The following is a 21501-nucleotide window of genomic DNA, read 5'->3' as shown; positions in this document are numbered from 1 at the left end:
CAAGCGTCAGGACCGCTACCATCGCGATGCCGAGCGTGCTGAATCGAACCTGCATGAACCACTCCCGTTGCCGTTTGCGTTTCCGTCTTAACGCAACATTGCAGCGCCGTCACCTGCGAAAAACGCCTAGTCCTTCGTCGGATGTTTCTCTTTGCCTGTAAAGGCCACCAGCCCCAGCGCGCCTAGAAAAATGGCGACATCCGCAATGTTGAACGAAAACGGATTGTTCCAGCCGGGCAGCGAGGTGTTGATGAAATCGGCCACCGCGCCATAAGCGATGCGGTCCACCACGTTGCCCAGTGCCCCGCCAATCAGCAAGCCAGCCGACAGATGGACACGCCTGGAATGAGGCTCGCGCGCGATCCAGAACCAAACCCATGTCGAGATGACCAAGGCTATCACGATCAGAATCCAGCGACTGACATCGCCTTCGCCGGAAAACAGGCCGAAATTCACGCCCCGGTTCCACGCCATGCGGAAATTGAGCCACGGCGGAATCACGTCAATCGCGCCGAGGCGATCCAGCTGCATCTGGTGCACCACGATGAATTTCGAGAGCTGATCAAGAACCAGCACGCCCGCCGCGGTTTTGCCTGCCAATTGCATCGGGATTTTTGCTTTCGCTTGGGATCGGGTTCTGCCCGGTTCGAGTACCGAGCTAGGGGCAGAACCCGGCAAATCAATGGCGGAAATGGCGCATCCCGGTGAAGACCATCGCAAGGCCGCGCTCGTTGGCCGCGTCGATTACCTCTTGATCGCGCATCGAACCGCCGGGCTGAATGATCGCCGTCGCGCCTGCCTCGGCTGCCGTGATCAGGCCATCCGCGAAGGGGAAGAACGCATCCGAAGCCACAACCGAGCCTTTGGTCGGCGTCTCGGCCATGCTGCAGGCCTCCATCATATCCTGCGCTTTGCGCGCGGCGATGCGGGTCGAATCAACGCGGCTCATCTGACCTGCGCCCACGCCCACCGTCGCGCCGTCTTTGACGTAGATGATCGCGTTGGATTTGACGTGTTTGGCGACTTTCCACGCAAATAGCATGTCGCGCAGCTCTTGCTCAGTCGGCTGGCGTTCAGTCACGACTTTCAGATCGTCCAGCGTGATCGCGCCGTTATCCTTGCCCTGCACAAGGAAGCCTCCCGCAACTTGGCGATACGTCGTGATCGCCGCCATCGGGTCGGGCAAACCGCCGGTTTCTAGCAGGCGCACGTTCTTTTTCTTGGCGATCACCTCTTTCGCGGCCTCTTCGACCGAAGGCGCGATGATGACTTCCGAGAAGATTTTGGTGATCTCTTCCGCCGTGGCTGCATCAAGCGGTTTGTTCAGCGCGATGATGCCGCCGAAGGCCGAGGTGCGGTCGCAATCAAACGCGCGCTTATACGCTTCAATCACGGTGTCGCCAGTTGCCACACCGCAGGGGTTGGCGTGTTTGATGATCGCAACGGCGGGTTTTTCGGTGCCGAACTCTGCAACCAGCTCATAGGCCGCGTCGGTGTCGTTGATGTTGTTGTAAGACAGCTCTTTGCCCTGCAACTGCTTGGCCGTCGCCACGCCGGGGCGATCAGTGCCGTCCAGATAGAATGCGGCTTTCTGATGCGGGTTTTCGCCATAGCGCAGGGTCTGGGCCAAGGTGCCCGCAAAAGCGCGCCGACGCGGGGTTTCCTCGCCTATCGCGCCCGCCATCCATGTCGAGACAGCCGCGTCATAAGCCGCGGTGCGCGCATAGGCGATCTGCGCCAGCTTTTGGCGGAACGGATAGTCGATGGCACCGTCATTCTCGTCCATCTCGGTCAAAACCGCCGCGTAATCGTCAACATCCACCACCGTGGTCACAAAGGCGTGGTTCTTGGCCGCAGCGCGGATCATCGCGGGGCCGCCGATGTCGATATTCTCGATGCACTCGGCGTAGTCGCCACCCTTGGCCACGGTTTCTTCAAACGGGTAGAGGTTCACCACCAGCAGATCGATCGCCTCAATCTGATGCGCCTCCATTGCGGCAAGGTGTTCTTGATTGTCGCGCAGCGCCAGCAAGCCGCCATGCACCTTCGGATGCAGCGTTTTCACGCGGCCATCCATCATCTCGGGAAAGCCGGTCACTTCGGCCACATCGCGCACGCTCAGGCCCGCCTCGCGCAGGGTCTTGGCGGTGCCGCCAGTGGACAGCAATTCAACGCCGCGCGCCGCAAGCGCTTTGGCGAAATCAAGCAAGCCGGTTTTATCGGAAACCGAAATAAGGGCACGGGTCAGGGGGATCGGGCGGGTCACGGGCAGCATCCTCGCATGGCGGTGGTCAAAAAAGCGCCCGAGGTGGCCTTGGAAATTGCCCCAAGGTCAGGGCGCGTCGATCGCGGTCGGGTTATCGCGTGCTTGCGAAAAGGTCCAGTCGATCTGGCAGGCGCGGTCCAGAACGCGGGCAGAAAGCACGATTTGCAGCGCCGGGCGGGGCCGGATACGCCCCTTTTCCAGATAAACCGAAGGTTCGAGCGTCAATTCCGCCACCCCGTCATGGCGAAACACCCAGATCTCGCCCGAGCGCAGCGCGACCGACACCGCATGACCGCCCATATCCAACGTGGCATCGCAATCGGGATGCAGGTGGAAGCGGATGTCGAAGGGAATGCCGCGCAGGCCTTCGCGCTCGAAAATCTGGTCAAAGCGGGCGATATCATCGGGTGTCATTGCGCCAAGCGTGTCGCGCCCGGTCAATTCGCGGCCATCTGTGCTAAGGTTCAACTCGCGAATGTGTGTCATGCCGTGGGTCTCGACATAGCCGTCATGGCCATACAACATCCCGCCATCCGAGCTGTCATCGTGGCGTGTCCAGACGTTGCGGGGCACCTTGTCAAGGAACGCTCGCGGGGCGCGGCCAAACAGCCGTTCGGGGCCAAGACGCGACGAGGAATAGCCATAGATCGACAGCGTCGAATGGCTGGCCGTGGCCCGGCCTGCGCGCGCCCAATCACGCCCGAAATGCGCCCCCGAACCGCAATTGACGATCAACGGGCGGCGACCGGAGGTCAGTTCAAACGCCAGCGTCGAGGCGTGCCCGTTGGCCGAGGCCAGCCCTTGTGGCGGCGGCGCGGTGTCGATGATCAGCGAACTGCGCCCGCCTTGCATACGCGAAAAGCCCATCGCCATCGGTTCACGCCGCACGCCACGCACGCCCGTGGCCGATAGCGCCGCATCCAGCCGCCCTTCCAGCCCGCGCCCGCCGCCATGAAACCGCGCCAAGCCGCCATCGGAGTGACGCAGCGCGCGCAAGGTCGGCGCGATCCGCGCAATCGCATCAAGGATGTCGCCGGGGGGCGTGCGACCGGCTGCCTCAAGCGCCTCGCAGGCCCAGTTCAGCAGCGTCAGCACCTCCAGCAACTCTTGCGGGTTGCGCGTGGCAATCGCGCCCGCAGCATCAATGCGGGTTTCGCATTCGCGCATGAGCGCCTTGATCGCGGGATCGGCGTGATGCTCCATCCCAGTCAGCGCAAGGCCCGCATAGATCAGCCCGGTCAGCGCCTCAAAACGGGGCAAGCCGGGGGCGGCTGACTTCCAGCGGCTCGACAGGAAAATCGTTTGTTGGCCGAGCGCGCGGAAAAACAGGTCCGAATCAGCGCTCGAGCGTCCGTTCAGGATCAAGATCGCGTGATTGATCCAGCGGATCAGGCGGCAGCCCGTCAAATCAGGCGTCCAGCCCGGCCCCTTTCCGGTGCCGAAACGCGCGATCCAGCCAAAGACCCAATCCTGCGCGCGCAGTCGGGCTTCGCGGTCGCCCACGGCGGCCAGATCATCCAGCCATGAAAAGCCCTGAAGCGCCTCTTCAAAGCCCGGATCAGGCATCGTCAGATCCCAGATACTGACGCTCGGGGCTTCGACCAGAAAGCCGGAAAACAGGAAATTTCCCTGAATAAGCTGACGCCCACGCGCAAAGGAGCCCATCGTACGCGGTTCGGGCTGGCTGACGAAACCGGTCGCAGGGCGTGCCCGCCCGGCCCGCGCAGCAGCCAGACGGTTCAACGCCGTGGCGAGTTTTGCCGATGATTGGGAGCTGTCTTTGCTCATACCTGCCGCTCTAAAGCCCTTCTGTCGGGGATGAGCGTCACGTTACCGAGGCTTCGCGCCGCTGTCACCGGTCTGACGCACAGATCACGCCAAGCGTTGCAGTCGCGCCATGTAAAAGCCGTCCATGCCGCCACGGTCGGCCCAAAAATCGGGGCGCAGACGCAATCCGCCTTCCGGCGTGATCCAGTCAGGTTCAATGCCGGGCAGGTCAGGCGGCGTGACGATCAGGTCCGCGTGACGCTCCAGTGCGGCCTTGATTTGCGCCTCGCCTTCTTCCGGTAGCAGCGAGCAGGTCGCGTAAACCAAGCTGCCGCCCGGCTTGAGCCACCCGAGCGCGCGATCCAGCAAGTCCGCTTGCAACGCGAAGAGCGGTTTGATGGACGCGCCATTCTTGACATAGGGCAGATCGGGGTGGCGGCGGATCGTGCCAGTGGCCGAGCAGGGCGCATCCAGCAGGATCGCATCATACGGCGCATCTGGTTGCCAGTTCAGCGCATCGGCGGCGATAATTTCGGCCTCTAGTCCGGTGCGTTCCAGGTTTTCGACCAGCCGTTCTAGGCGCGGTCCGGAAATATCCAGCGCAGTAACCTGCGCGCCAGTTGCGGCGAGTTGCAGCGTTTTGCCCCCCGGCGCTGCGCAAAGATCAAGCACTCGCGCGCCCGGTGTCGGGGCCAGCAATTTCGCAGGCAGCGCGGCGGCGGCATCTTGCACCCACCAATCGCCGGTTTCAAAGCCGGGAAGATCGGTGATCTTGCCTTGCGCGGGCAGGCGCAGCGAGCCGGTGGGCAGCAGCTCTGCGCCCAAGGTCTCGGCCCATTTCGACGCCTCCGACTTTACGCTTAGATCAAGGGGGGCGCCTGCCAGATGCGCGGCCTCCATGGTTTGCGCGGCGCGTTTGCCATAGGCGGCCATCACGCGACCGCGCAGCCAGCCGGGCATTTCCGGCGCGCGCTGTTTCGCCCAAGCCTCGGTTTCGACCGACACCTTGCGCAGCACCGCATTCACCAGCCCCGAAAAGCTGCTGGTCTTTGGTCCGGCTGATTTCGCCAGCGTCACGGCGGCATCAACGACACCATGCGGCGCTTGATTTTCTTCAAGAAGCTCAACCGTCGCGAGCCGCAAAAGCGCCATGATATCGGCCGAGGGTTTGCGCCGCAGATGCGGTTTTAGCACCCCGTCAGCGCGCGCCAAGTGACGCAGCGTGGTCGTGGCAAGACGCTGGGCGCGCGCACGCTGGGGCGGTTCCAAGCCATCCAGCGCGTCTTGGCTGATCTGCTCGGAGAGGCTCTCGTGATCCTCGGTGACGCCGATGATCAGGCCGAGGGCGGCGAAACGCGCGGGATCTGGTCGTGCCATTGGATGCGGCCTTGTAGCTTGTTGCGATTGGGTCAACGGCCTATATCATGCGCGCGCCCACTGACAAGGAACACAAAGCCCATGTCCGACCCGATCTCTGAACAGTCGAATGACACTCCGCAAGACGAACGCGACCTGCCACCTGCTGCGCTGCGTGCCTTGGCCGAGGCCGAAGAGCGCCGTCGCGCGGCACAAGGTCAAGCGCTGCCGACGGAATTGGGCGGGCGCGATGGGCCAGAGCCTGTGCGCTATGGCGATTGGGAGAAAAAGGGTCTCGCGATCGATTTTTGAGCGATGCGGGATGTGGAACGCGCCGGGGGTTTTGCACCCCCGGACCCCCGCAGGATATTTTTAACACTTGGAAGATTGCGGGCGGTTATAGCCCCAAGACGTCGAGCATGTCGTATTCGCCGGGTGCCTTGTCTTGTCCCCACAGCGCGGCTTTGAGCGCGCCGCGGGCAAAGATCGCGCGGTCGGTGGCGACATGGCGCAGCACGATGCGCTCGCCTTGGCCTGCGAACAGCACGTCATGTTCGCCCACGATATCGCCGCCGCGAATCGCCGAAAAGCCGATAGCTCCTTTCGCCCGCGCGCCGGTGATTCCGTCGCGCCCCGATTCGCGATTATCGGCGAGCGTGATGCCACGGCCTTGCGCGGCGGCCTCACCCAGCATCAGAGCGGTTCCCGAGGGCGCATCGACCTTTTTGTTGTGATGGGCCTCGATCACCTCGATGTCCCAGTCGGTATCAAGCGCGGCGGCGACTTTCTTGGTGAGCTGGGTCAGCAGATTGACCCCGAGGCTCATATTGCCAGCGCGCACGATGACTGCATGACGCGCGCAAGGCGCTAGCGCGGCGATATGATCCGCGCTCATGCCGGTCGTGCCGATCACATGCGTGAGGCGGGCCTGCGCGGCGATCTTGGCAAAGGCGAGCGTGGCCTCGGGCGCAGTAAAGTCGATCACGGCTTGCGCGCCTGCGAACGCTTCAAGCGGATCGGCGGTCACGATCACGCCATTGGCGGCCCCGCCCATCTCCTCGCCCAGATCGCGCCCGATCCAGGCATGGCCCTCGCGTTCAATTGCGCCGACAAGGCGTGCGCTGTCGCTGTCCTGAATAAGGCGGATCAACATTTGACCCATCCGCCCGGATGCCCCGGTGACTACGATACCCGGCAAGTCGCTCATCTGACATCTCCTTCACGCTTTGGCGCTATCTAGCCGCTTGCGCGCGCCCATGCAAAGCCCCCGTTGCGCGCGCGCCCCGCAGGCATTATGTGAGCGCCATGGCTAAGAACAGTTCCTCAGCGGCTCGCGGGCCGAAACTACGTCAGCTTCGCATGGGCGAGCTGATCCGGCACACCCTGTCGGATCTGCTTTTGCGTGGCGATGTGCATGATCCCGATCTCAACCGGATTTCGGTTACCGTGGGAGAGGTGCGCTGCTCGCCCGATCTCAAGGTCGCGACGGCCTATGTTACGCCTTTGGGCGGCAAGGGTGGCCCCGAGTTGATCGCAGCACTGGCGCGCAATAAGGGTGAGCTGCGCCATCTTCTGGGCAAAGAGATGACGGCGAAATACGTCCCCGATCTGCGGTTTCGTCTGGATGAGACCTATGACCAGATGGATGACACGCGCCGCCTGTTTGCCGATGAAACGGTCCAGCGCGATATCGCGGCGCGCGATGAAGACGATGACGACGACGCGCGCGATTAAGGCAGTTGTGGCGGCGCTGGTGCTGATGGGAGCGCCGGTTTGGGCCGGGGCGGCGCCATGTTCCGACATGGATTTCGACGGGCTGACCTATACCGTATGCAAGGCGCATGCGGGCGATGATTTGCGACTTTACCTCAATGATTCCGATGGCCAGTTGATCGGCACACCCGAGCGTTTGGCGGCGATCCTGCCGGCCGATAAGCAGGTCGTTTTTGCGATGAATGCGGGGATGTATCACCCTGATCGCAAGCCGGTGGGACTGTTTGTTGAAGGTGGCACTGAAAAGCATAAAATCGTGACTTCAGAAGGGCCGGGCAATTTCGGATTGCTGCCCAACGGCGTGTTTTGCATCGGTAAGACGCTGTCTGTCATTGAATCGCGCATTTTCGCCGCCGACCCGCCGAGTTGCCGCTATGCGACGCAATCGGGGCCGATGCTGGTGATCGACGGCGCGCTGCACCCCAAGTTTCTCGCCGATGGCACCTCGACCAATATTCGCAATGGCGTCGGAGTCTCGCCGGATGGTCAGACGGCGTGGTTCGCGATTTCCGACCAGCCCGTGACTTTCCACCAATTCGCGCGGTTTTTCCGCGACGATCTGGGGGCGAAAAATGCGCTGTATCTGGATGGCAAGGTGTCTCGCCTGACGGTGCCTGCGCTGGGCCGCGAGGATCTTGGCCTGCCGATGGGGCCAATCGTGGCGCTGATCGCCCCGAAAACCGCTGCCAATTGACGCCACCGCCCCCCTGCGCTAGCAGACGCGCGGCATAGAAAAGGGACGATCATGGCTCGCAAAAAAGGGCGCGATATTTCGGGTTGGCTGGTGGTGGACAAGCCTGCGGGCGTGACTTCGACGTCGGTGGTCAACAAGGTGCGCTGGGCGCTGGACGCCAAAAAGGCGGGCCATGCGGGCACGCTTGATCCGGCGGCAACGGGCGTTCTGGCCGTGGCGCTGGGCGAGGCCACCAAGACCGTTCCGTTCATCACCGATGCGCTGAAATGCTACCGGTTCGTGGTGCGTCTTGGTGTGTCGACTAAAACGGATGACGCCGAGGGCGACGTGATTGCAACGTCCCAGACGCGCCCGTCGGATGACGAGATCCGCGCCGCACTTGGCGCGTTCCAAGGTGATATCGAACAAGTGCCGCCGCAATTCTCCGCCGTCAAAGTGGATGGCGAGCGCGCCTATGCTTTGGCACGCGCAGGCGAGGAGATGGATCTTGCGGCGCGCCCGCTTTACGTCGAAAGCCTCGTGATGATCGCGCGCCCCGATGCGGATCATGTCGAGTTGGAAATGGTCTGTGGCAAGGGCGGCTATGTGCGCTCGATCGCGCGCGATCTGGGCCAGGCTTTGGGCTGTCTGGGCCATGTGCAATGGCTGCGCCGCGAATGGTCGGGGCCGTTTGAGGCCAGTGACGGGATCACTCTTGATCAGATCGATGCGCTGGCCAAAACGCCGGAACTCGACGCAAAACTCTTGCCGCTGGAACTGGGTCTTGATGATCTGCCCCAACTCAAAGCCACGCCAGAGGGCGCGGTGCGCCTGAAAAATGGCAATCCCGGCATGGTCATTCCCGGCGCGGATGCAGTGGAATGGGGCGATGAGGCTTGGGCCAGTTTCGAGGGCAAACCACTTGCGGTTGGTATCTATAAATCGGGAGAGTTGCACCCCTCGCGTGTCTTTAATCTTTAGATTTCATCTAGCCCTAAATACTCCCGCCGGAGGCTCCTGCCCGTGACATCTTCGCGCCCTCGGTTTTAAGGTGCGACCAAAGACAAAGAGGCGACATGATCACGCGCGAACATATCAAAGGCGATGCGCCCTCAATTGCGATCTATTCTGATTGCGAGGCCTATCGCTACGCGTTGACCCGTGTCTGGGACGCGACCAAACCGCGTGCGCTGTTTGTCATGCTCAACCCCTCGACCGCGACCGAGGTGCAGAACGACCCGACAGTTGAACGCTGCGAGCGTCGCGCCCGCGCGCTGGGCTTTGGCGCGTTCCGCGTGACCAATATCTTCGCGTGGCGCGCGACCGACCCCAAGGTGATGCGCGCGCAAGCCGATCCGGTCGGGCCCCAGAACGACCAGATGATCCGCGACAGCGTCGATTGGGCGAATGGTGTGGGTGATCAGATTATCTGCGCTTGGGGCGCGCATGGCGCATATCTTGATCGTGGCGCAGCGGTTGAACGCCTGTTGCGCGCAACTGGGCGTGATCTGCATCAGCTCGGGTTGACCAAAGCGGGCGCGCCGAAACACCCGCTTTATATCGGCTATGATCGTCAGCCCGAGCCGTGGCGCGCGCCCACCGTGTGACCGCATCTCGCGAGCGCGCGTTTACAAACCGTTAGTATTTTAACCTTTTCTCATTAGGGAAATCTCTGAAAAGGGCGTATGGATCACACAAGTTCACAGAGGTGTGAGAAATGATGTTCTTGTCTGGGTTGTTGGGGCTCCTCGTTGCCGGGACGTCCGCGGGTTTGCTGGCTTTCAAGCCGGGCGAAGATGTTTCTGACGTCGAAGATGACGTTGCGGATGTCGAAGATGATGTCAGCGACAGTGACGCGCCGAGCTTGCTTGATGTTGCGACCGCCTCCGACACGCTGATCACGCCAGATGATGTGGCCGACCCCGATGATGTCCCCGCCGAGGTCAGCGCGGGCGAAGAGCGTCCTGATCCCATCGCGTCCGCTACGGCGACGCAGCGCGATGATATCGTCTGGGGGGACGCGCAGGGTGACACAATCGAAGGCGGCGGTGGCGATGATCAGGTCGCGGGCTACGCGGGCGACGATACCTTGTTGGGCGGGCGCGGGCGCGATGGCCTGTTTGGCGATGCGGGGGATGATATGCTGGCCGGTGGCGCGGGCGATGATGCGCTTGATGGCGGTGATGGCGATGATTTGCTGGTTGCCGAAGATGGTGATGACGCTTTGGTCGGTGCCTTTGGTGCAGACACGCTGATGGGTGGCGCGGGCGGCGATACGCTGTCAGGCGGGGCGGATGGTGACCTGCTGCGCGGCGGCGATGGCGATGATACGCTTGAGGGCGATGCCGGCGCTGACACGTTATCTGGCGATGCGGGCCATGATGAGATGTCGGGGGGCGCTGGTGCTGACGTGATCCTTGGCCTCAATCCAGACGCCGGGTCCGATAACGGCGATGACGCCGACCTGCTGAATGGCGGAACCGGCGCTGACACGCTAATGATGGGCTCGGGCGATTGGGCCAATGGTGGTGAGGACGGCGATCTGTTCACTTTGGGCGCATGGATTGATCCCGCGACACCTGCCACGATTTCCGATTACACCCCAAGCGAGGACCAGATCGCGATCGTCTATGATCCGCAGACCACGCCTGACCCTGTCCTATCCGTGGAACCCTCTGACGAGCATGAGGACGCGTCATGGGTCTTGCTCAACGGGGTGCGTTTGTCCGAGGTGCTGAATGCGCCCGACCTGAACGCCGGGGACGTGTTGCTGGTGACGCCGCAGCAATTTGCGTGGCTCTAGCGCGCAGGTTTCGCGAAATATAACTTTTCATCGCGCCGATTCGCGCCTATACGCGCGCATCCGACCCGTAAGGGTTCGGTACCTATGGACCCTGCTGGACGACATCCCGGCTTGCGCCCGAACCCTCGATATAAGGAGATCCCGATGTCGATCACTGTTGAAGACAAAAATGCGTTGATCAAGGAATACGCCACCAAAGAAGGCGACACCGGTTCGCCCGAAGTGCAGGTCGCGATCCTGACCAAGCGTATCTCGAACCTCACCGAGCATTTCAAAGAGCATAAAAAAGACAACCACTCGCGTCGTGGTCTTTTGATGCTCGTCGCGCAGCGCCGCAAGCTGCTCGATTATACCAAAGCCAAAGATGTGGCCCGCTACCAGTCGCTCATCGAGCGTCTCGGCCTGCGCCGCTAACAACCAGCGGTTTTCGAACTGCGCAAGCGCCCGCCTTCACAAGCGGGCGTTTTGCTTTTGCGCCTGTGCGTTCGGTGGAATTTCAAGAAGTCGATTGAACTGAAACTGTGACTTTCGTGGCGATTTCACCTAAATATTAATATATTAAAGACGATTTAACCAAACCGGACCCTCGACAGGGTAAATCCCCTAATTTTTCTTCGATTTGCAAAGGTTTTGTGTCACCGTCCCAAGCGAACAGGACACATGAAACATGCGACATGGAGGAGCAAATGGGAGTTGGCGTCTGGATCAGCCTGACCACGTATTTCGTTTTGATGATAGGCATCGGCGTTTACGCATGGCGAAAATCGACCTCGAATTCTGAGGAATATATGCTGGGCGGGCGCAATCTGCCCCCCGCCGTTGCCGCGCTGTCGGCAGGGGCATCGGATATGAGCGGCTGGCTGCTGCTGGGCTTGCCCGGCGCGCTGTTCGTGTCTGGTCTTACGCAAAGCTGGATCGGGATCGGGCTGTTTGTTGGTGCGTTGGTGAACTGGATCGTCGTCGCCCCGCGCCTGCGCGAGCAGACCGAGCGCTATGACAACAGTCTCACCATTCCGGGGTTTTTGGGCAATCGTTTTCCCACCCAAGCCGCGCTGCTGCGCATGGTGTCGGCCGTGATCATCGTGGTGTTTTTCGCGGTCTATACCGCCTCGGGGCTGGTTGGCGGCGGCAAGCTATTCGCCAGTGCCTTTGGTGGCAGCTATATGGCGGGCGTGATCCTGACGCTGGGGATCGTGCTGGTTTACACCGTGATTGGCGGATTTCTGGCCGTCAGCCTGACCGACTTTGTGCAGGGCTGCATCATGATGTTGGCGCTGGTGATTATGCCAATCGTGATCCTGACGACCGGGCAGGGCGATGGCGTTGGGGCAGCGGCGGACCGTCTGACGACGATTGACCCGAACTACCTGTCGATGACGCATGGGCTCAGCTTTGTGGGCTGGCTCTCGGCTGTGGCTTGGGGTCTGGGCTATTTCGGCCAGCCCCATATCATCGTGCGCTTTATGGCAGTGCGCTCGGTCGCCGATGTGCCCAAAGCGCGCAATATCGGCATGGGCTGGATGGCGATTTCGCTGATCGGCGCGATTTCTGTCGGGATTTTCGGGCGCGCCTATGCCGAGCGGAACGGGCTTAACGTCGCCGATCCCGAGACGATCTTTATCATCCTGTCGAACTTGCTGTTTAATCCGTTGATCACCGGCTTCCTTTACGCGGCCCTTCTGGCGGCGATCATGTCGACGGTGTCAAGCCAGCTTCTGGTCTCGTCTTCGTCGCTGACCGAGGATTTCTACAAGATGGTCCTGAACCGGGATGCGTCGGACCGCACCTTGGTCAATGTCGGGCGTCTGGCGGTGTTGGCGGTTGGGGTGGCAGCGATCATCATCGCGCGCAATCCTGACAGCAAAGTGTTGGGGCTTGTGGCTAACGCCTGGGCCGGTTTCGGTGCAGCCTTCGGTCCTCTGATCCTGCTGTCGCTGACATGGAAGCGGATGACCGGACTCGGCGCTGTTGCTGGTCTCGTTGTCGGCGCGCTGACGGTGATCATCTGGATCGCTTTGGGGTTGAACAAGTCCTTCATGGGTGGCGCCGGAGTTTATGAGATCATCCCCGGTTTCATCGCCGCGCTCATAGCGATCGTCGCCGTCAGCCTTGCGACCCGCGACACAGGAGAGTTCCGCGCAATCCCTGCGGAGTGATCGCCACGACCAAACACGAAAGCGTCCGTCTCATGCGAGGCGGGCGTTTTTTCATGGTTGGAACGCGCAGGGCGCGTAAAGCTTGTGCTTCCCAACTCCCTTATTTTCCTGTATGGCCCTGCCATCTGTGACGTGACGCCCAAAGCCCCCGGGCACATGCGAATAGGATAGGGGGCGGCGGCAATGGGGCCGCCATGCAAATCGGGAGACACGGGATGGGCCCGTGGGTGCTCCCAGACAGGATACGCTGAATGTTCAATATCGTTAAAAAATCAATCCAGTGGGGCGAAGAAGAGCTCACGCTGGAAACCGGCAAAGTTGCGCGTCAGGCTGACGGCTCGGTTATCGCCACTTTGGGCGAGACCTCGGTCATGGCCAACGTGACATTTGCCAAGGCGCCGAAACCGGGTCAGGATTTCTTCCCGCTCACGGTGCATTACCAAGAGAAATATTACGCAGCCGGCAAAGTGCCCGGCGGCTTCTTCAAGCGCGAGGCACGCCCGACAGAGAAAGAGACGCTGACCGCGCGTCTGATCGATCGTCCGTGCCGTCCGCTGTTCGTGCCGGGCTTCAAGCATGAAGTGCTGGTGATGTGCACCGTGCTGTCGCACGATCTGGTTAATGAACCCGATATCGTGGCGATGATCGCGGCCTCGGCTGCGTTGACCATTTCGGGCGTGCCCTTCATGGGTCCGATCGCGGCAGCGCGCGTGGGTTTTGCGGATGGCGAATATATCCTCAACCCCGAAGTCGACGACATGCAAAAGCTGCGCGAGAACCCCGAGCAGCGTCTCGATCTGGTTGTCGCTGGCACCAAAGACGCCGTGATGATGGTCGAATCCGAAGCTTATGAGCTGTCGGAAGCCGAAATGCTGGGCGCTGTGAAGTTCGGTCACGAGGCGATGCAGCCGGTGCTGGACCTGATCATTGATCTGGCCGAAGCGGCGGCAAAAGAGCCCTTCGATTTCCAGGCTCCCGATTACTCGGAACTCTATGCAGCTGTCAAAGCGGCCGGCGAAACCGAGATGCGCGCAGCGTTTGCGATCAAAGACAAGCAAGAGCGCACCAACGCGATCTCTGCGGCTGTCGCCTCGATCAAAGACAAAATGAGCGAAGAGCAGCTTGCAGATGCCAACCTTGGTTCGGCAATCAAAAAGCTGGAAAGCTCGATCCTGCGTGGTGACATCATCAGCGGTGGCGCGCGTATCGACGGGCGTGACAACACGACCGTGCGTCCGATCGTGTCCGAAGTCGGCATCCTGCCGCGTACGCATGGTTCGTCGCTGTTCACCCGTGGTGAAACGCAGGCGCTGGTCGTGACCACGCTGGGCACCGGCGATGACGAACAGATCATCGACGCGCTGCATGGCAACTCGCGCTCCAACTTCCTGCTGCACTACAACTTCCCGCCCTACTCGGTCGGCGAAGTGGGTCGTGTGATGGGGCCGGGGCGTCGTGAAATCGGTCACGGCAAGCTGGCATGGCGCGCGCTGCAAGCGGTTCTGCCCGCAGCGACCGACTTCCCCTACACCATTCGCGTGGTGTCCGAGATCACCGAATCCAACGGCTCGTCGTCGATGGCGTCGGTCTGCGGTGGCTCGCTGTCGATGATGGATGCGGGCGTTCCGCTGAAAGCGCCGGTGGCAGGTGTGGCGATGGGCCTGATCCTTGAAGAGGATGGCAAATACGCCGTGCTGACGGACATCCTGGGTGACGAAGATCACCTTGGCGACATGGACTTCAAAGTGGCGGGTACCGAGAACGGCATCACCTCGCTGCAGATGGACATCAAGGTTGCGGGCATCACGCCCGAGATCATGGAGCAGGCGCTTGCGCAGGCGAAAGATGGCCGGATGCACATCCTTGGCGAGATGAACAAAGCCCTGTCGGCTGGCCGTCAGGAATTCTCGGCGCACGCACCGCGCATCGAGACGATGCAGATCCCGACCGACAAGATCCGTGAAGTGATCGGTTCGGGCGGCAAGGTGATCCGCGAGATCGTCGAAGTGTCGGGTGCCAAGGTCGATATCAACGACGAAGGTGTCATCAAGATCGCTTCGGCCAATGGCGAGGCCATCCAGAAGGCTTACGACATGATCCACGCGATCGTCGCCGAGCCCGAAGAAGGCCAGATCTACACCGGCAAGGTCGTGAAGCTCGTCGATTTCGGCGCCTTCGTGAACTTCTTTGGCAAGCGCGACGGTTTGGTCCATGTCAGCCAAATCGCCAACACCCGCCTGAACCACCCGAGCGATCTGCTTAAGGAAGGTCAGGAAGTGAAGGTAAAACTTCTGGGCTTTGACGACCGCGGCAAGGTGCGCCTTGGCATGAAAATGGTCGATCAGGAAACCGGTCAGGAGATTGCGCCGGAAGCCAAGTCGGAGTAAATCGTAACTCAGGCTGAACAATACCGACCGGGCCGGTTTGACTGGCCCGGTCTTTTCATTGGAGCGACCGGTTGAGACACGCGATCTACTTGGTGAGCGACGCTCGCTATCTGCCAATCGCCAAGGCGCAGGCGAATTTTCTAGCCGACCAATGGGGCTGCGATGTGCACGTTTTCGTTGAGGATGACGCTTTAAAAGACGTGCAACCGCCGGCGAATGCACGCGTTACGTTTCACCTCAATTCACTCGCCGCCGAACTACCAAACAACATTCCGGTTTCTAGGAAATGGCCTCGCGCAGTATTTCTGCGCAACTATGCGCCTCGCGTGTTGGCGGATCGCTATGATCGGGTTTTGTATCTCGATACGGATGTCTGGTCGCGCAAGGCTGATCCGGCGCTTTGGTCTTTTGATCTACCCAATGGGTTGGGCGCAGTCGCGGATCATGCGAACTTGCACAAGGCCCCTCGGGCGACGAAGCTTGATCGCGCGGAATGGTTGGAGCGGATCGGAGTGCGCTCACCGCATTACTTCAATGCCGGAATATTGCTAATCGATACGGCGAAATGGGACGATGCCCGCTTATCCGAGCTTCTTTCGACCTATTTCGATGCGCGGGAGATGCGGGCGATCAAGTCTCAGGATTTTTTGAATTACGCATATGACGGATTGTGGACGCAGCTTAGCCCGCGGTGGAATTATCAGCCGCCGTTTTTTGAGCTTGGATTTGCGTCGCAGCTCGATCCGGTTTTCGTGCATTTCTGCGACGAGATCAAACCTTGGTTCTTCCCCGATCACCCGGGCCTGACCCGGCGACGGCGAGAACACGAAGCGTTTTTCCACACGATTTTACGCCAGGTTGGGGTGGACCCAACTGATGTCGCCGAGGATCGAAATTCTTTCCCTGGATCAGATTGGCTGACGCATACGCGGCGCAGACTGAAAGAAGGGATCCCCGGCCTCGGCCGCGAGGCGTCCCTTCGAAAGGAGTGGGGAATACGGCGAGATCGGATCGCAAAATACCTCGCTGCGGAAATTACCACCGGGCGTTTCGTCGATTCTGTCGTCTTCGACCCTTCACAACCGTTGCCGCGACTTGTAATGGATTTCCCATGCCTACGCGCAAAGGGAGATATCGTGTGAGCGCTTCTCCCCATATGGACGCGGTCATTGCATGGGTCGATGGCAGTGATCCCGCCCATCATGCCAAACGGATGGCGGCCATGCGCGAAGCTGGACTGGTCGACGGCGACGCGAATTTTCTTGCTCCGACGCGGTTCAGCGATCTGGGTGAAATCTATTACTGCATAGCGTCGATCCTGAAATACGCGCCGTTCATTCGTCATATCTATGTCCTCGGGGATGCCCAGCAGCCAGCGAACTTGGACGAATTTGCGCGTCAGAACATTTGCGCACCCGACCGGATCCGGTTTGTTGATCACCGTGATCTGTTTCGCGGCTATGAAAGCTACCTGCCGACCTTCAACAGCCGCACGCTTGAGTCGATGTTCTGGAATATCGAGGACGCGGCAGAATATCTCCTTTATTTTAACGATGACTTTTTTCTTAACGGTCCGGTCGAATTTGCGAATTACGTGGGCCCGGATGGCACATTACTGCTGGAAGGCGGATATCGCTCTGCCACCAAAGCGATCTGGAAACATCGTATCCGCAGATGGCGTTATCGCTTGATGGGCAAGGGAATCGTGCCGACGCGCTACAAAATGGCGCAGGCATTGGCGGCGGATTTGTTGGGGAAATCGCGCTATTTTGCGCTGGAGCATGTGCCCCATCCGCTGCGCACGCGCACATTGGCCGATTATTTCGATGCCCATCCCGAAGCGTTGCGCCACCAGCTAAGTTACAAATTTCGTGCGCCGCAGCAGTTTTTGCCATATGCGCTGTCAAATGAGATCGAGTTGATGAACGGGCGCGCGAAAGAAGAAAAAAATCGCGCGACGGTTTACCTTACGCCCAGCGACAGGATGAGCCAAGATGAGCTGTTGCGGTTGTTGGGGGATACCCGCTTGCGCAGCGGGTGCATCCAGAGCCTCGACGAATTTCCCGAGGAACGCCGCACCCAATTGCGCGCGGCGATGGCGGAAAAGCTAAAGGGCTATCTGCCCGAAGGCATCGACTGGCCTGATCAGCAGGTCTGATGGCGGCTAGTGCGATCAGGTAGGGTGTGCTAAATCCGCCGCGGATATCGCGAATGGAGCAGTTGACGTGCGACTAAAGATGTTTGCCGGCCTTGAGCGTACGTTTCGACGCTTCAAAAAGCGTCGCCGACTTGCCGCGGCACAGACCGAACTAACGGCGCGGATTGCGAATGGATCGCAATGGCAATCTTCGCCGCATGGGCTTGACCGTCGGCTGGTGGTATCGCTCACCAGTTATCCGACGCGTTTCGCTACATTGAAACCGACCTTGCAATCCTTGCTGTTCCAGACCACGCGCCCTGATGCGACCGTGCTTTGGATCGCGCATGACGAGTTGGAACTTCTGCCGCCAGACATTCGCGACCTTGAGCGTTCTGGTCTCGAAATTCGTGTTTGTGAGAACCTGCGATCCTACAAAAAGCTTCTGCCGGCGCTTGAGGCTTGGCCCGATGCGATCATCGTGACCGCCGATGACGATGTCTATTACTGGCCGCAGTGGTTAGAGGAACTGGTGAACACCTACCGCAAAACCGGCGATCCGGTTATCTGTCAGCGCGCCCACAAGATCCGGTTGGGCGCGGACGGGCTGCCCCGCCCCTACCTCGAGTGGCGTCGCCGTGTGGAGGCCCATCAACGTGGCCCGCTGATCTTTCCGACAGGCGTGACGGGGGTGCTCTACGATCCGCGCATCTTTCACGAGGACATCGCGCGGCGCGATCTGATTGCCGAGCTTTGCCCGCATGCCGACGATGTCTGGCTGTACTGGATGCACCGCATGAAGGGCAGCCAGCCGCATCTTATTTCGGACGGGCGCAAGAATGTGGAATGGCCGGAAAGCCAGGTGCAGAGCCTGCGTTCGATCAATGTTGATCAGAACCTCAACGACCGCCAGATCGAGGCGATGATCGCGCATTACGGCTTTCCCGAGCCGCGGGAGGCTGAATGATGGCGCAGGACGAACTCCGCGCGTCGGTGCTGATTTCGACCTATAACTGGCCTTGGGCGCTGGAGAAGGTGTTTTGGGGCTTTTTCGCGCAGACACGTCAGGACTTCGAACTCATCATCGCAGATGATGGATCACGGCCTGAAACGGCAGAGTTGGTGGCGCGGATGGCTGCGCGTAGCCCCGTGCCGATCACCCATGTCTGGCAGCCCGACGAAGGCTTTGGCAAGTGCCGTATCCTGAACAAGGCATTGGCTTTGGCGCGGGGCGAACGGATGGTGGTGACTGATGGTGACTGCATTGTGCGCGCGGATTGGATCGACACGCATATACGGGAAGCTCGCCGGGGTCATTTTCTGGCGGGAAGCTATTTCAAGCAAAGCCGTGACACCTCGGAGGCGATTGACGAGCACAGTGTCACAAGCCAAGCCGTATTCACCCCACGCTGGCTGATGGCCCATGGGGGCAAACTGTCGCGAATGATCAAGGTTATGGGACGAGGGCGTTCCGGATGGCTGCTTGACCGGCTTTCAACTGCGCGCCCGACCTGGAACGGGCATTCGGCATCGTGTCTGCGCAGCGAGGCATTACAGGCCAATGGCTTTAACGAACTGATGGGGTATGGCGGGCTTGATGTGGAATTCGGGCTGCGGCTCAACAATATGGGGCTGACGGTGCGCCGGGTCCGTTTCTCTACGGTCGCGCTGCACCTGCACCACGAACGTGGCTATGCAACGCCTGAAATGCGTGCCGACAGTGCCGCCGTAAAAGAGCGCTCGCGGAGCGAGCGTTTGATCCGCTCGCCTCTTGGGGTCAATCAGTGGCTCGGCTCTGACGGAGAACCCCGACTGGGTCCGCAAGATCGCGTTACCCGCTACGGATATTGATCGCCAAACAGTTCAATGTGACGCAAAAGGCCCCGGTTTTCCGGGGCCTTCGCAAATCATGTTGTGCTAGACGCTGGCCCCTCAGACCTTCACGGTGCGCAGGTAGGGTAGTTTTACGTCCACGTCGCCGTATTTCGCCTTGGCTTCCTCGGTCGTAAGCGACAGGCCCACGATCACGTCTTGGCCCGGCACCCAGTCGGCGGGGGTTGCGAGGGGCTGGCCGTCGGTGGCTTGCACCGCGTCAAGGGCACGCAGGATCTCGGCGAAGTTGCGACCGACGGTCATCGGGTAGATGATCATCAGGCGGATCTTCTTGTCGGGGCCGACGATAAAGGTCGTGCGCACCGACGCCGAATCTGCTGCCGTGCGTCCGTCGGGCATGTAGGCCTCTGCGGGCAGCATGTCATACAGCTTGGAGACAGTCAGCGAGGTGTCGTCGATGATCGGGAAATTCGCGGGTGCACCGGCGACTTTCTCGATGTCGGCTTTCCATTTCTTATGCTCTTCGACGGAGTCGACGGAGACGCCCATCACCTTGGTGTTGCGCTTTTCGAATTCAGGGGCGAGCTGGGCGACCGCGCTGAATTCGGTGGTGCAGACGGGCGTGAAATCTTTCGGGTGCGAGAAGAGGATCGCATAGCCGTCACCGACCCAATCGTGAAATTTGATCTCGCCAGCGGTCGAGTCGGCAGTGAAATCGGGAGCAGTATCGTTGATGCGCAGGCCCATGAGGCAACCTCCTGTCAGTGAAAATTCATCGTCTGACCGGATATAGGCCTTTCGACCGCTCGCTTCCAGACACATGGAGCCTCTTTTTAAGTTGCGCGGCGTGACACCTTGTCCTTGGCTCTGCGCGGTGACAGGTTTGATCGGTATTCAGCCAAGGAGGCGGCGATGATCAAGAAGCAGGATTTTTATATCAACGGGCAATGGGTAGCCCCGAAAGTGGCGCGCGACTATCAGGTGATTGATCCCGCCAGCGAAGAGCCATGCGCGGTGATTTCACTTGGCGATCAGGCCGATACGGATGCCGCAGTTGGTGCCGCCAAGGCCGCTTTGCCCGCTTGGAAAGCTGCCGATCCGGCCGAGCGCATTGCCGCTGTCGAGCGCATTGCGGAAATTTACGCGCGTCGCGGCGAAGAGATGGCACAGGCGATCAGCCTTGAGATGGGCGCACCGATTGATCTGGCGCGCAAGAACCAATTCGGCGCGGGTGTCTATCACATCGCCAATTTCATCGCTGCCGCAAAAGACTTCCCGTGGGTGCATCCGCTAGGCGATGGCACGCCGGGCGCGATGATCGCGCATGAGGCGGTGGGAGTTGTCGGGCTGATCACGCCTTGGAACTGGCCGATGAATCAGGTCACGCTCAAGGTGATCCCGGCGATTTTGGCGGGCTGTACGATGGTGCTGAAACCGTCCGAAGAATCGCCGCTTTCGTCGCTGCTATTTGCAGAAATCCTTGATGAAGCAGGCCTGCCGCCGGGCGTGTTCAACCTTGTGAACGGCGATGGCGCGGGCGTGGGCACGCAGCTTTCGACCCATCCGGACGTTGAGATGATCTCGTTCACCGGTTCGACGCGCGCGGGTCGCGCGATCTCCAAAGCGGCGGCGGAGACGCTGAAACGCGTGACGCTGGAACTGGGCGGCAAAGGCGCCAATCTGGTCTTTGCCGATGCGGATGATGAGGCGGTCGCGCGTGGCGTGAAACATTGCTTCCAGAACTCGGGGCAAAGCTGTAACGCGCCGACGCGGATGCTGGTTGAACGCTCTGCCTATGATCGTGCCGTCGAAATTGCGCGCAAAACGGCGGAAGAAACCAAGGTTGCCAGCCCGCGCGAAGAGGGCAAGCATATCGGCCCGGTGGTGAACAAATCCCAGTTCGAAAAGATCCAGGGCCTGATCGAAAAGGGCGTCGCCGAGGGGGCCAAACTGGTGTTCGGTGGTCCCGGTCGCCCGGAAAACCTCAATCGCGGGTTTTATGTGCGCCCGACGGTCTTTGCCGATTGCACGCCAGATATGACGATCATGAACGAGGAAATCTTTGGCCCTGTTCTGTCAATCATGCCGTTCGATAGCGAAGATCAGGCGATCGAAGTGGCGAATGCCACGCCTTATGGTCTGACGAATTACGTTCAGTCCGGTGATGGCGCGCGCCGCAACCGACTGGCGCGGGCATTGCATTCGGGCATGGTTGAGATGAATGGCGAAGATCGCGGAGCGGGCGCGCCGTTTGGTGGCGTTGGGTCTTCGGGGCGTGCGCGTGAAGGCGGGCGCTGGGGCATCGAGGAGTTTTGCGACGTCAAATCGATCTCGGGTTGGGCTGAATAGG

20 protein-coding genes are annotated in these 21501 nt (G+C 60.4%); 14 read left to right on the top strand and 6 right to left on the bottom strand.

What is annotated here, in order from left to right:
* Nucleotides 1–126: 126 nt before the first annotated feature.
* The 4 genes from lspA to DT23_RS11100 all read right to left on the bottom strand — a co-directional run bounded on the left by lspA (nucleotide 127) and on the right by DT23_RS11100 (nucleotide 5410).
* Nucleotides 127–606, bottom strand: a complete 480-nt coding sequence (lspA, locus tag DT23_RS11115; protein ID WP_038131247.1) for a signal peptidase II — start codon at nucleotides 604–606, stop codon at nucleotides 127–129.
* A 73-nt stretch (nucleotides 607–679) separates the two neighbouring features.
* Nucleotides 680–2266: a bifunctional phosphoribosylaminoimidazolecarboxamide formyltransferase/IMP cyclohydrolase gene (gene purH, locus DT23_RS11110; protein ID WP_038131259.1), complete on the bottom strand. Its 1587-nt coding sequence runs from the start codon at nucleotides 2264–2266 to the stop codon at nucleotides 680–682.
* A 66-nt stretch (nucleotides 2267–2332) separates the two neighbouring features.
* Nucleotides 2333–4054: a heparinase II/III family protein gene (locus DT23_RS11105; RefSeq protein ID WP_038131246.1), complete on the bottom strand. Its 1722-nt coding sequence runs from the start codon at nucleotides 4052–4054 to the stop codon at nucleotides 2333–2335.
* Nucleotides 4055–4138: 84 nt separating this feature from the next.
* On the bottom strand, nucleotides 4139–5410 hold the full coding sequence (locus DT23_RS11100; RefSeq protein ID WP_038131245.1) for an RsmB/NOP family class I SAM-dependent RNA methyltransferase: 1272 nt from the start codon (nucleotides 5408–5410) through the stop codon (nucleotides 4139–4141).
* An 81-nt stretch (nucleotides 5411–5491) separates the two neighbouring features.
* On the opposite strand from DT23_RS11100, the gene DT23_RS11095 reads away from it, so the two are divergent.
* Nucleotides 5492–5701: a DUF1674 domain-containing protein gene (locus DT23_RS11095; RefSeq protein WP_081847109.1), complete on the top strand. Its 210-nt coding sequence runs from the start codon at nucleotides 5492–5494 to the stop codon at nucleotides 5699–5701.
* 85 nt (nucleotides 5702–5786) lie between these two features.
* Here the strand turns inward: DT23_RS11095 and dapB are convergent, their stop codons facing one another.
* A complete protein-coding gene (dapB, locus tag DT23_RS11090; RefSeq protein ID WP_038131244.1) occupies nucleotides 5787–6596 on the bottom strand; it encodes a 4-hydroxy-tetrahydrodipicolinate reductase in 810 nt (269 codons plus the stop codon).
* A gap of 98 nt (nucleotides 6597–6694) precedes the next feature.
* Here dapB and rbfA point away from each other — a divergent pair, with 98 nt between their 5' ends.
* The 12 genes from rbfA to DT23_RS11030 all read left to right on the top strand — a co-directional run bounded on the left by rbfA (nucleotide 6695) and on the right by DT23_RS11030 (nucleotide 19169).
* Nucleotides 6695–7123, top strand: coding sequence for a 30S ribosome-binding factor RbfA (rbfA, locus tag DT23_RS11085; protein ID WP_038131243.1), 429 nt, complete (start codon nucleotides 6695–6697; stop codon nucleotides 7121–7123).
* Nucleotides 7101–7856 (top strand): phosphodiester glycosidase family protein, encoded by a 756-nt coding sequence (locus DT23_RS11080; protein ID WP_156023930.1) that lies wholly within the window; start codon nucleotides 7101–7103, stop codon nucleotides 7854–7856. Before rbfA ends, DT23_RS11080 begins: the two co-directional genes overlap by 23 nt.
* A gap of 51 nt (nucleotides 7857–7907) precedes the next feature.
* Nucleotides 7908–8816 carry a tRNA pseudouridine(55) synthase TruB gene (gene truB / locus DT23_RS11075; protein ID WP_038131242.1) on the top strand — a complete coding sequence of 303 codons (909 nt, stop codon included), beginning with the start codon at nucleotides 7908–7910 and terminating at the stop codon, nucleotides 8814–8816.
* Between the two features lie 95 nt (nucleotides 8817–8911).
* Nucleotides 8912–9442 carry a DUF1643 domain-containing protein gene (locus DT23_RS11070; protein ID WP_038131241.1) on the top strand — a complete coding sequence of 177 codons (531 nt, stop codon included), beginning with the start codon at nucleotides 8912–8914 and terminating at the stop codon, nucleotides 9440–9442.
* A gap of 110 nt (nucleotides 9443–9552) precedes the next feature.
* A complete protein-coding gene (locus DT23_RS11065) occupies nucleotides 9553–10638 on the top strand; it encodes a calcium-binding protein (protein ID WP_051697227.1) in 1086 nt (361 codons plus the stop codon).
* Nucleotides 10639–10782: 144 nt separating this feature from the next.
* Nucleotides 10783–11052: a 30S ribosomal protein S15 gene (rpsO, locus tag DT23_RS11060; RefSeq protein WP_038131239.1), complete on the top strand. Its 270-nt coding sequence runs from the start codon at nucleotides 10783–10785 to the stop codon at nucleotides 11050–11052.
* A gap of 272 nt (nucleotides 11053–11324) precedes the next feature.
* On the top strand, nucleotides 11325–12794 hold the full coding sequence (gene putP / locus DT23_RS11055; protein WP_038131255.1) for a sodium/proline symporter PutP: 1470 nt from the start codon (nucleotides 11325–11327) through the stop codon (nucleotides 12792–12794).
* A 251-nt stretch (nucleotides 12795–13045) separates the two neighbouring features.
* Nucleotides 13046–15181, top strand: a complete 2136-nt coding sequence (gene pnp, locus DT23_RS11050) for a polyribonucleotide nucleotidyltransferase (RefSeq protein WP_038131237.1) — start codon at nucleotides 13046–13048, stop codon at nucleotides 15179–15181.
* A gap of 71 nt (nucleotides 15182–15252) precedes the next feature.
* The gene (locus DT23_RS11045) at nucleotides 15253–16323 is read left to right on the top strand and encodes a glycosyltransferase family 8 protein (RefSeq protein ID WP_162177227.1); all 1071 of its coding nucleotides are present in this window, start codon (nucleotides 15253–15255) and stop codon (nucleotides 16321–16323) included.
* A complete protein-coding gene (locus DT23_RS11040; protein WP_162177225.1) occupies nucleotides 16320–17339 on the top strand; it encodes a Stealth CR1 domain-containing protein in 1020 nt (339 codons plus the stop codon). The genes DT23_RS11045 and DT23_RS11040 overlap by 4 nt, the downstream gene beginning before the upstream one ends.
* Before the next feature lie 67 nt (nucleotides 17340–17406).
* Nucleotides 17407–18285 carry a glycosyltransferase gene (locus DT23_RS11035; protein WP_240473594.1) on the top strand — a complete coding sequence of 293 codons (879 nt, stop codon included), beginning with the start codon at nucleotides 17407–17409 and terminating at the stop codon, nucleotides 18283–18285.
* The gene (locus tag DT23_RS11030; RefSeq protein WP_205618235.1) at nucleotides 18282–19169 is read left to right on the top strand and encodes a glycosyltransferase; all 888 of its coding nucleotides are present in this window, start codon (nucleotides 18282–18284) and stop codon (nucleotides 19167–19169) included. The genes DT23_RS11035 and DT23_RS11030 overlap by 4 nt, the downstream gene beginning before the upstream one ends.
* Nucleotides 19170–19250: 81 nt before the next feature.
* Here DT23_RS11030 and DT23_RS11025 read toward each other — a convergent pair whose 3' ends face one another.
* Nucleotides 19251–19898 (bottom strand): peroxiredoxin, encoded by a 648-nt coding sequence (locus DT23_RS11025; protein WP_038131232.1) that lies wholly within the window; start codon nucleotides 19896–19898, stop codon nucleotides 19251–19253.
* Between the two features lie 165 nt (nucleotides 19899–20063).
* Here DT23_RS11025 and DT23_RS11020 point away from each other — a divergent pair, with 165 nt between their 5' ends.
* The gene (locus tag DT23_RS11020; RefSeq protein WP_038131230.1) at nucleotides 20064–21500 is read left to right on the top strand and encodes an aldehyde dehydrogenase family protein; all 1437 of its coding nucleotides are present in this window, start codon (nucleotides 20064–20066) and stop codon (nucleotides 21498–21500) included.
* Nucleotide 21501 lies beyond the last annotated feature (1 nt).

It is taken from the genome of Thioclava indica, from assembly GCF_000714545.1.
In the GTDB taxonomy this organism is placed as follows: Bacteria; Pseudomonadota; Alphaproteobacteria; order Rhodobacterales; family Rhodobacteraceae; genus Thioclava; species Thioclava indica.
Note: the sequence above shows the minus strand (reverse complement) of the source record. Positions and strands in the feature narration are given on the sequence as shown.

Excerpts from the sequence above, each read along its gene's own strand:
- DT23_RS11100 (WP_038131245.1), bottom strand. The coding sequence starts at position 5,410 with ATGGCACGACCAGATCCCGCGCGTTTCGCCGCCCTCGGCCTGATCATC.
- DT23_RS11030 (WP_205618235.1), top strand. The coding sequence starts at position 18,282 with ATGATGGCGCAGGACGAACTCCGCGCGTCGGTGCTGATTTCGACCTAT.
- DT23_RS11025 (WP_038131232.1), bottom strand. The coding sequence starts at position 19,898 with ATGGGCCTGCGCATCAACGATACTGCTCCCGATTTCACTGCCGACTCG.
- DT23_RS11070 (WP_038131241.1), top strand. The coding sequence starts at position 8,912 with ATGATCACGCGCGAACATATCAAAGGCGATGCGCCCTCAATTGCGATC.
- dapB (WP_038131244.1), bottom strand. The coding sequence starts at position 6,596 with ATGAGCGACTTGCCGGGTATCGTAGTCACCGGGGCATCCGGGCGGATG.
- DT23_RS11095 (WP_081847109.1), top strand. The coding sequence starts at position 5,492 with ATGTCCGACCCGATCTCTGAACAGTCGAATGACACTCCGCAAGACGAA.
- rbfA (WP_038131243.1), top strand. The coding sequence starts at position 6,695 with ATGGCTAAGAACAGTTCCTCAGCGGCTCGCGGGCCGAAACTACGTCAG.
- truB (WP_038131242.1), top strand. The coding sequence starts at position 7,908 with ATGGCTCGCAAAAAAGGGCGCGATATTTCGGGTTGGCTGGTGGTGGAC.
- pnp (WP_038131237.1), top strand. The coding sequence starts at position 13,046 with ATGTTCAATATCGTTAAAAAATCAATCCAGTGGGGCGAAGAAGAGCTC.
- DT23_RS11080 (WP_156023930.1), top strand. The coding sequence starts at position 7,101 with ATGACGACGACGCGCGCGATTAAGGCAGTTGTGGCGGCGCTGGTGCTG.
- DT23_RS11020 (WP_038131230.1), top strand. The coding sequence starts at position 20,064 with ATGATCAAGAAGCAGGATTTTTATATCAACGGGCAATGGGTAGCCCCG.
- rpsO (WP_038131239.1), top strand. The coding sequence starts at position 10,783 with ATGTCGATCACTGTTGAAGACAAAAATGCGTTGATCAAGGAATACGCC.
- DT23_RS11065 (WP_051697227.1), top strand. The coding sequence starts at position 9,553 with ATGATGTTCTTGTCTGGGTTGTTGGGGCTCCTCGTTGCCGGGACGTCC.
- DT23_RS11105 (WP_038131246.1), bottom strand. The coding sequence starts at position 4,054 with ATGAGCAAAGACAGCTCCCAATCATCGGCAAAACTCGCCACGGCGTTG.
- putP (WP_038131255.1), top strand. The coding sequence starts at position 11,325 with ATGGGAGTTGGCGTCTGGATCAGCCTGACCACGTATTTCGTTTTGATG.
- lspA (WP_038131247.1), bottom strand. The coding sequence starts at position 606 with ATGCAATTGGCAGGCAAAACCGCGGCGGGCGTGCTGGTTCTTGATCAG.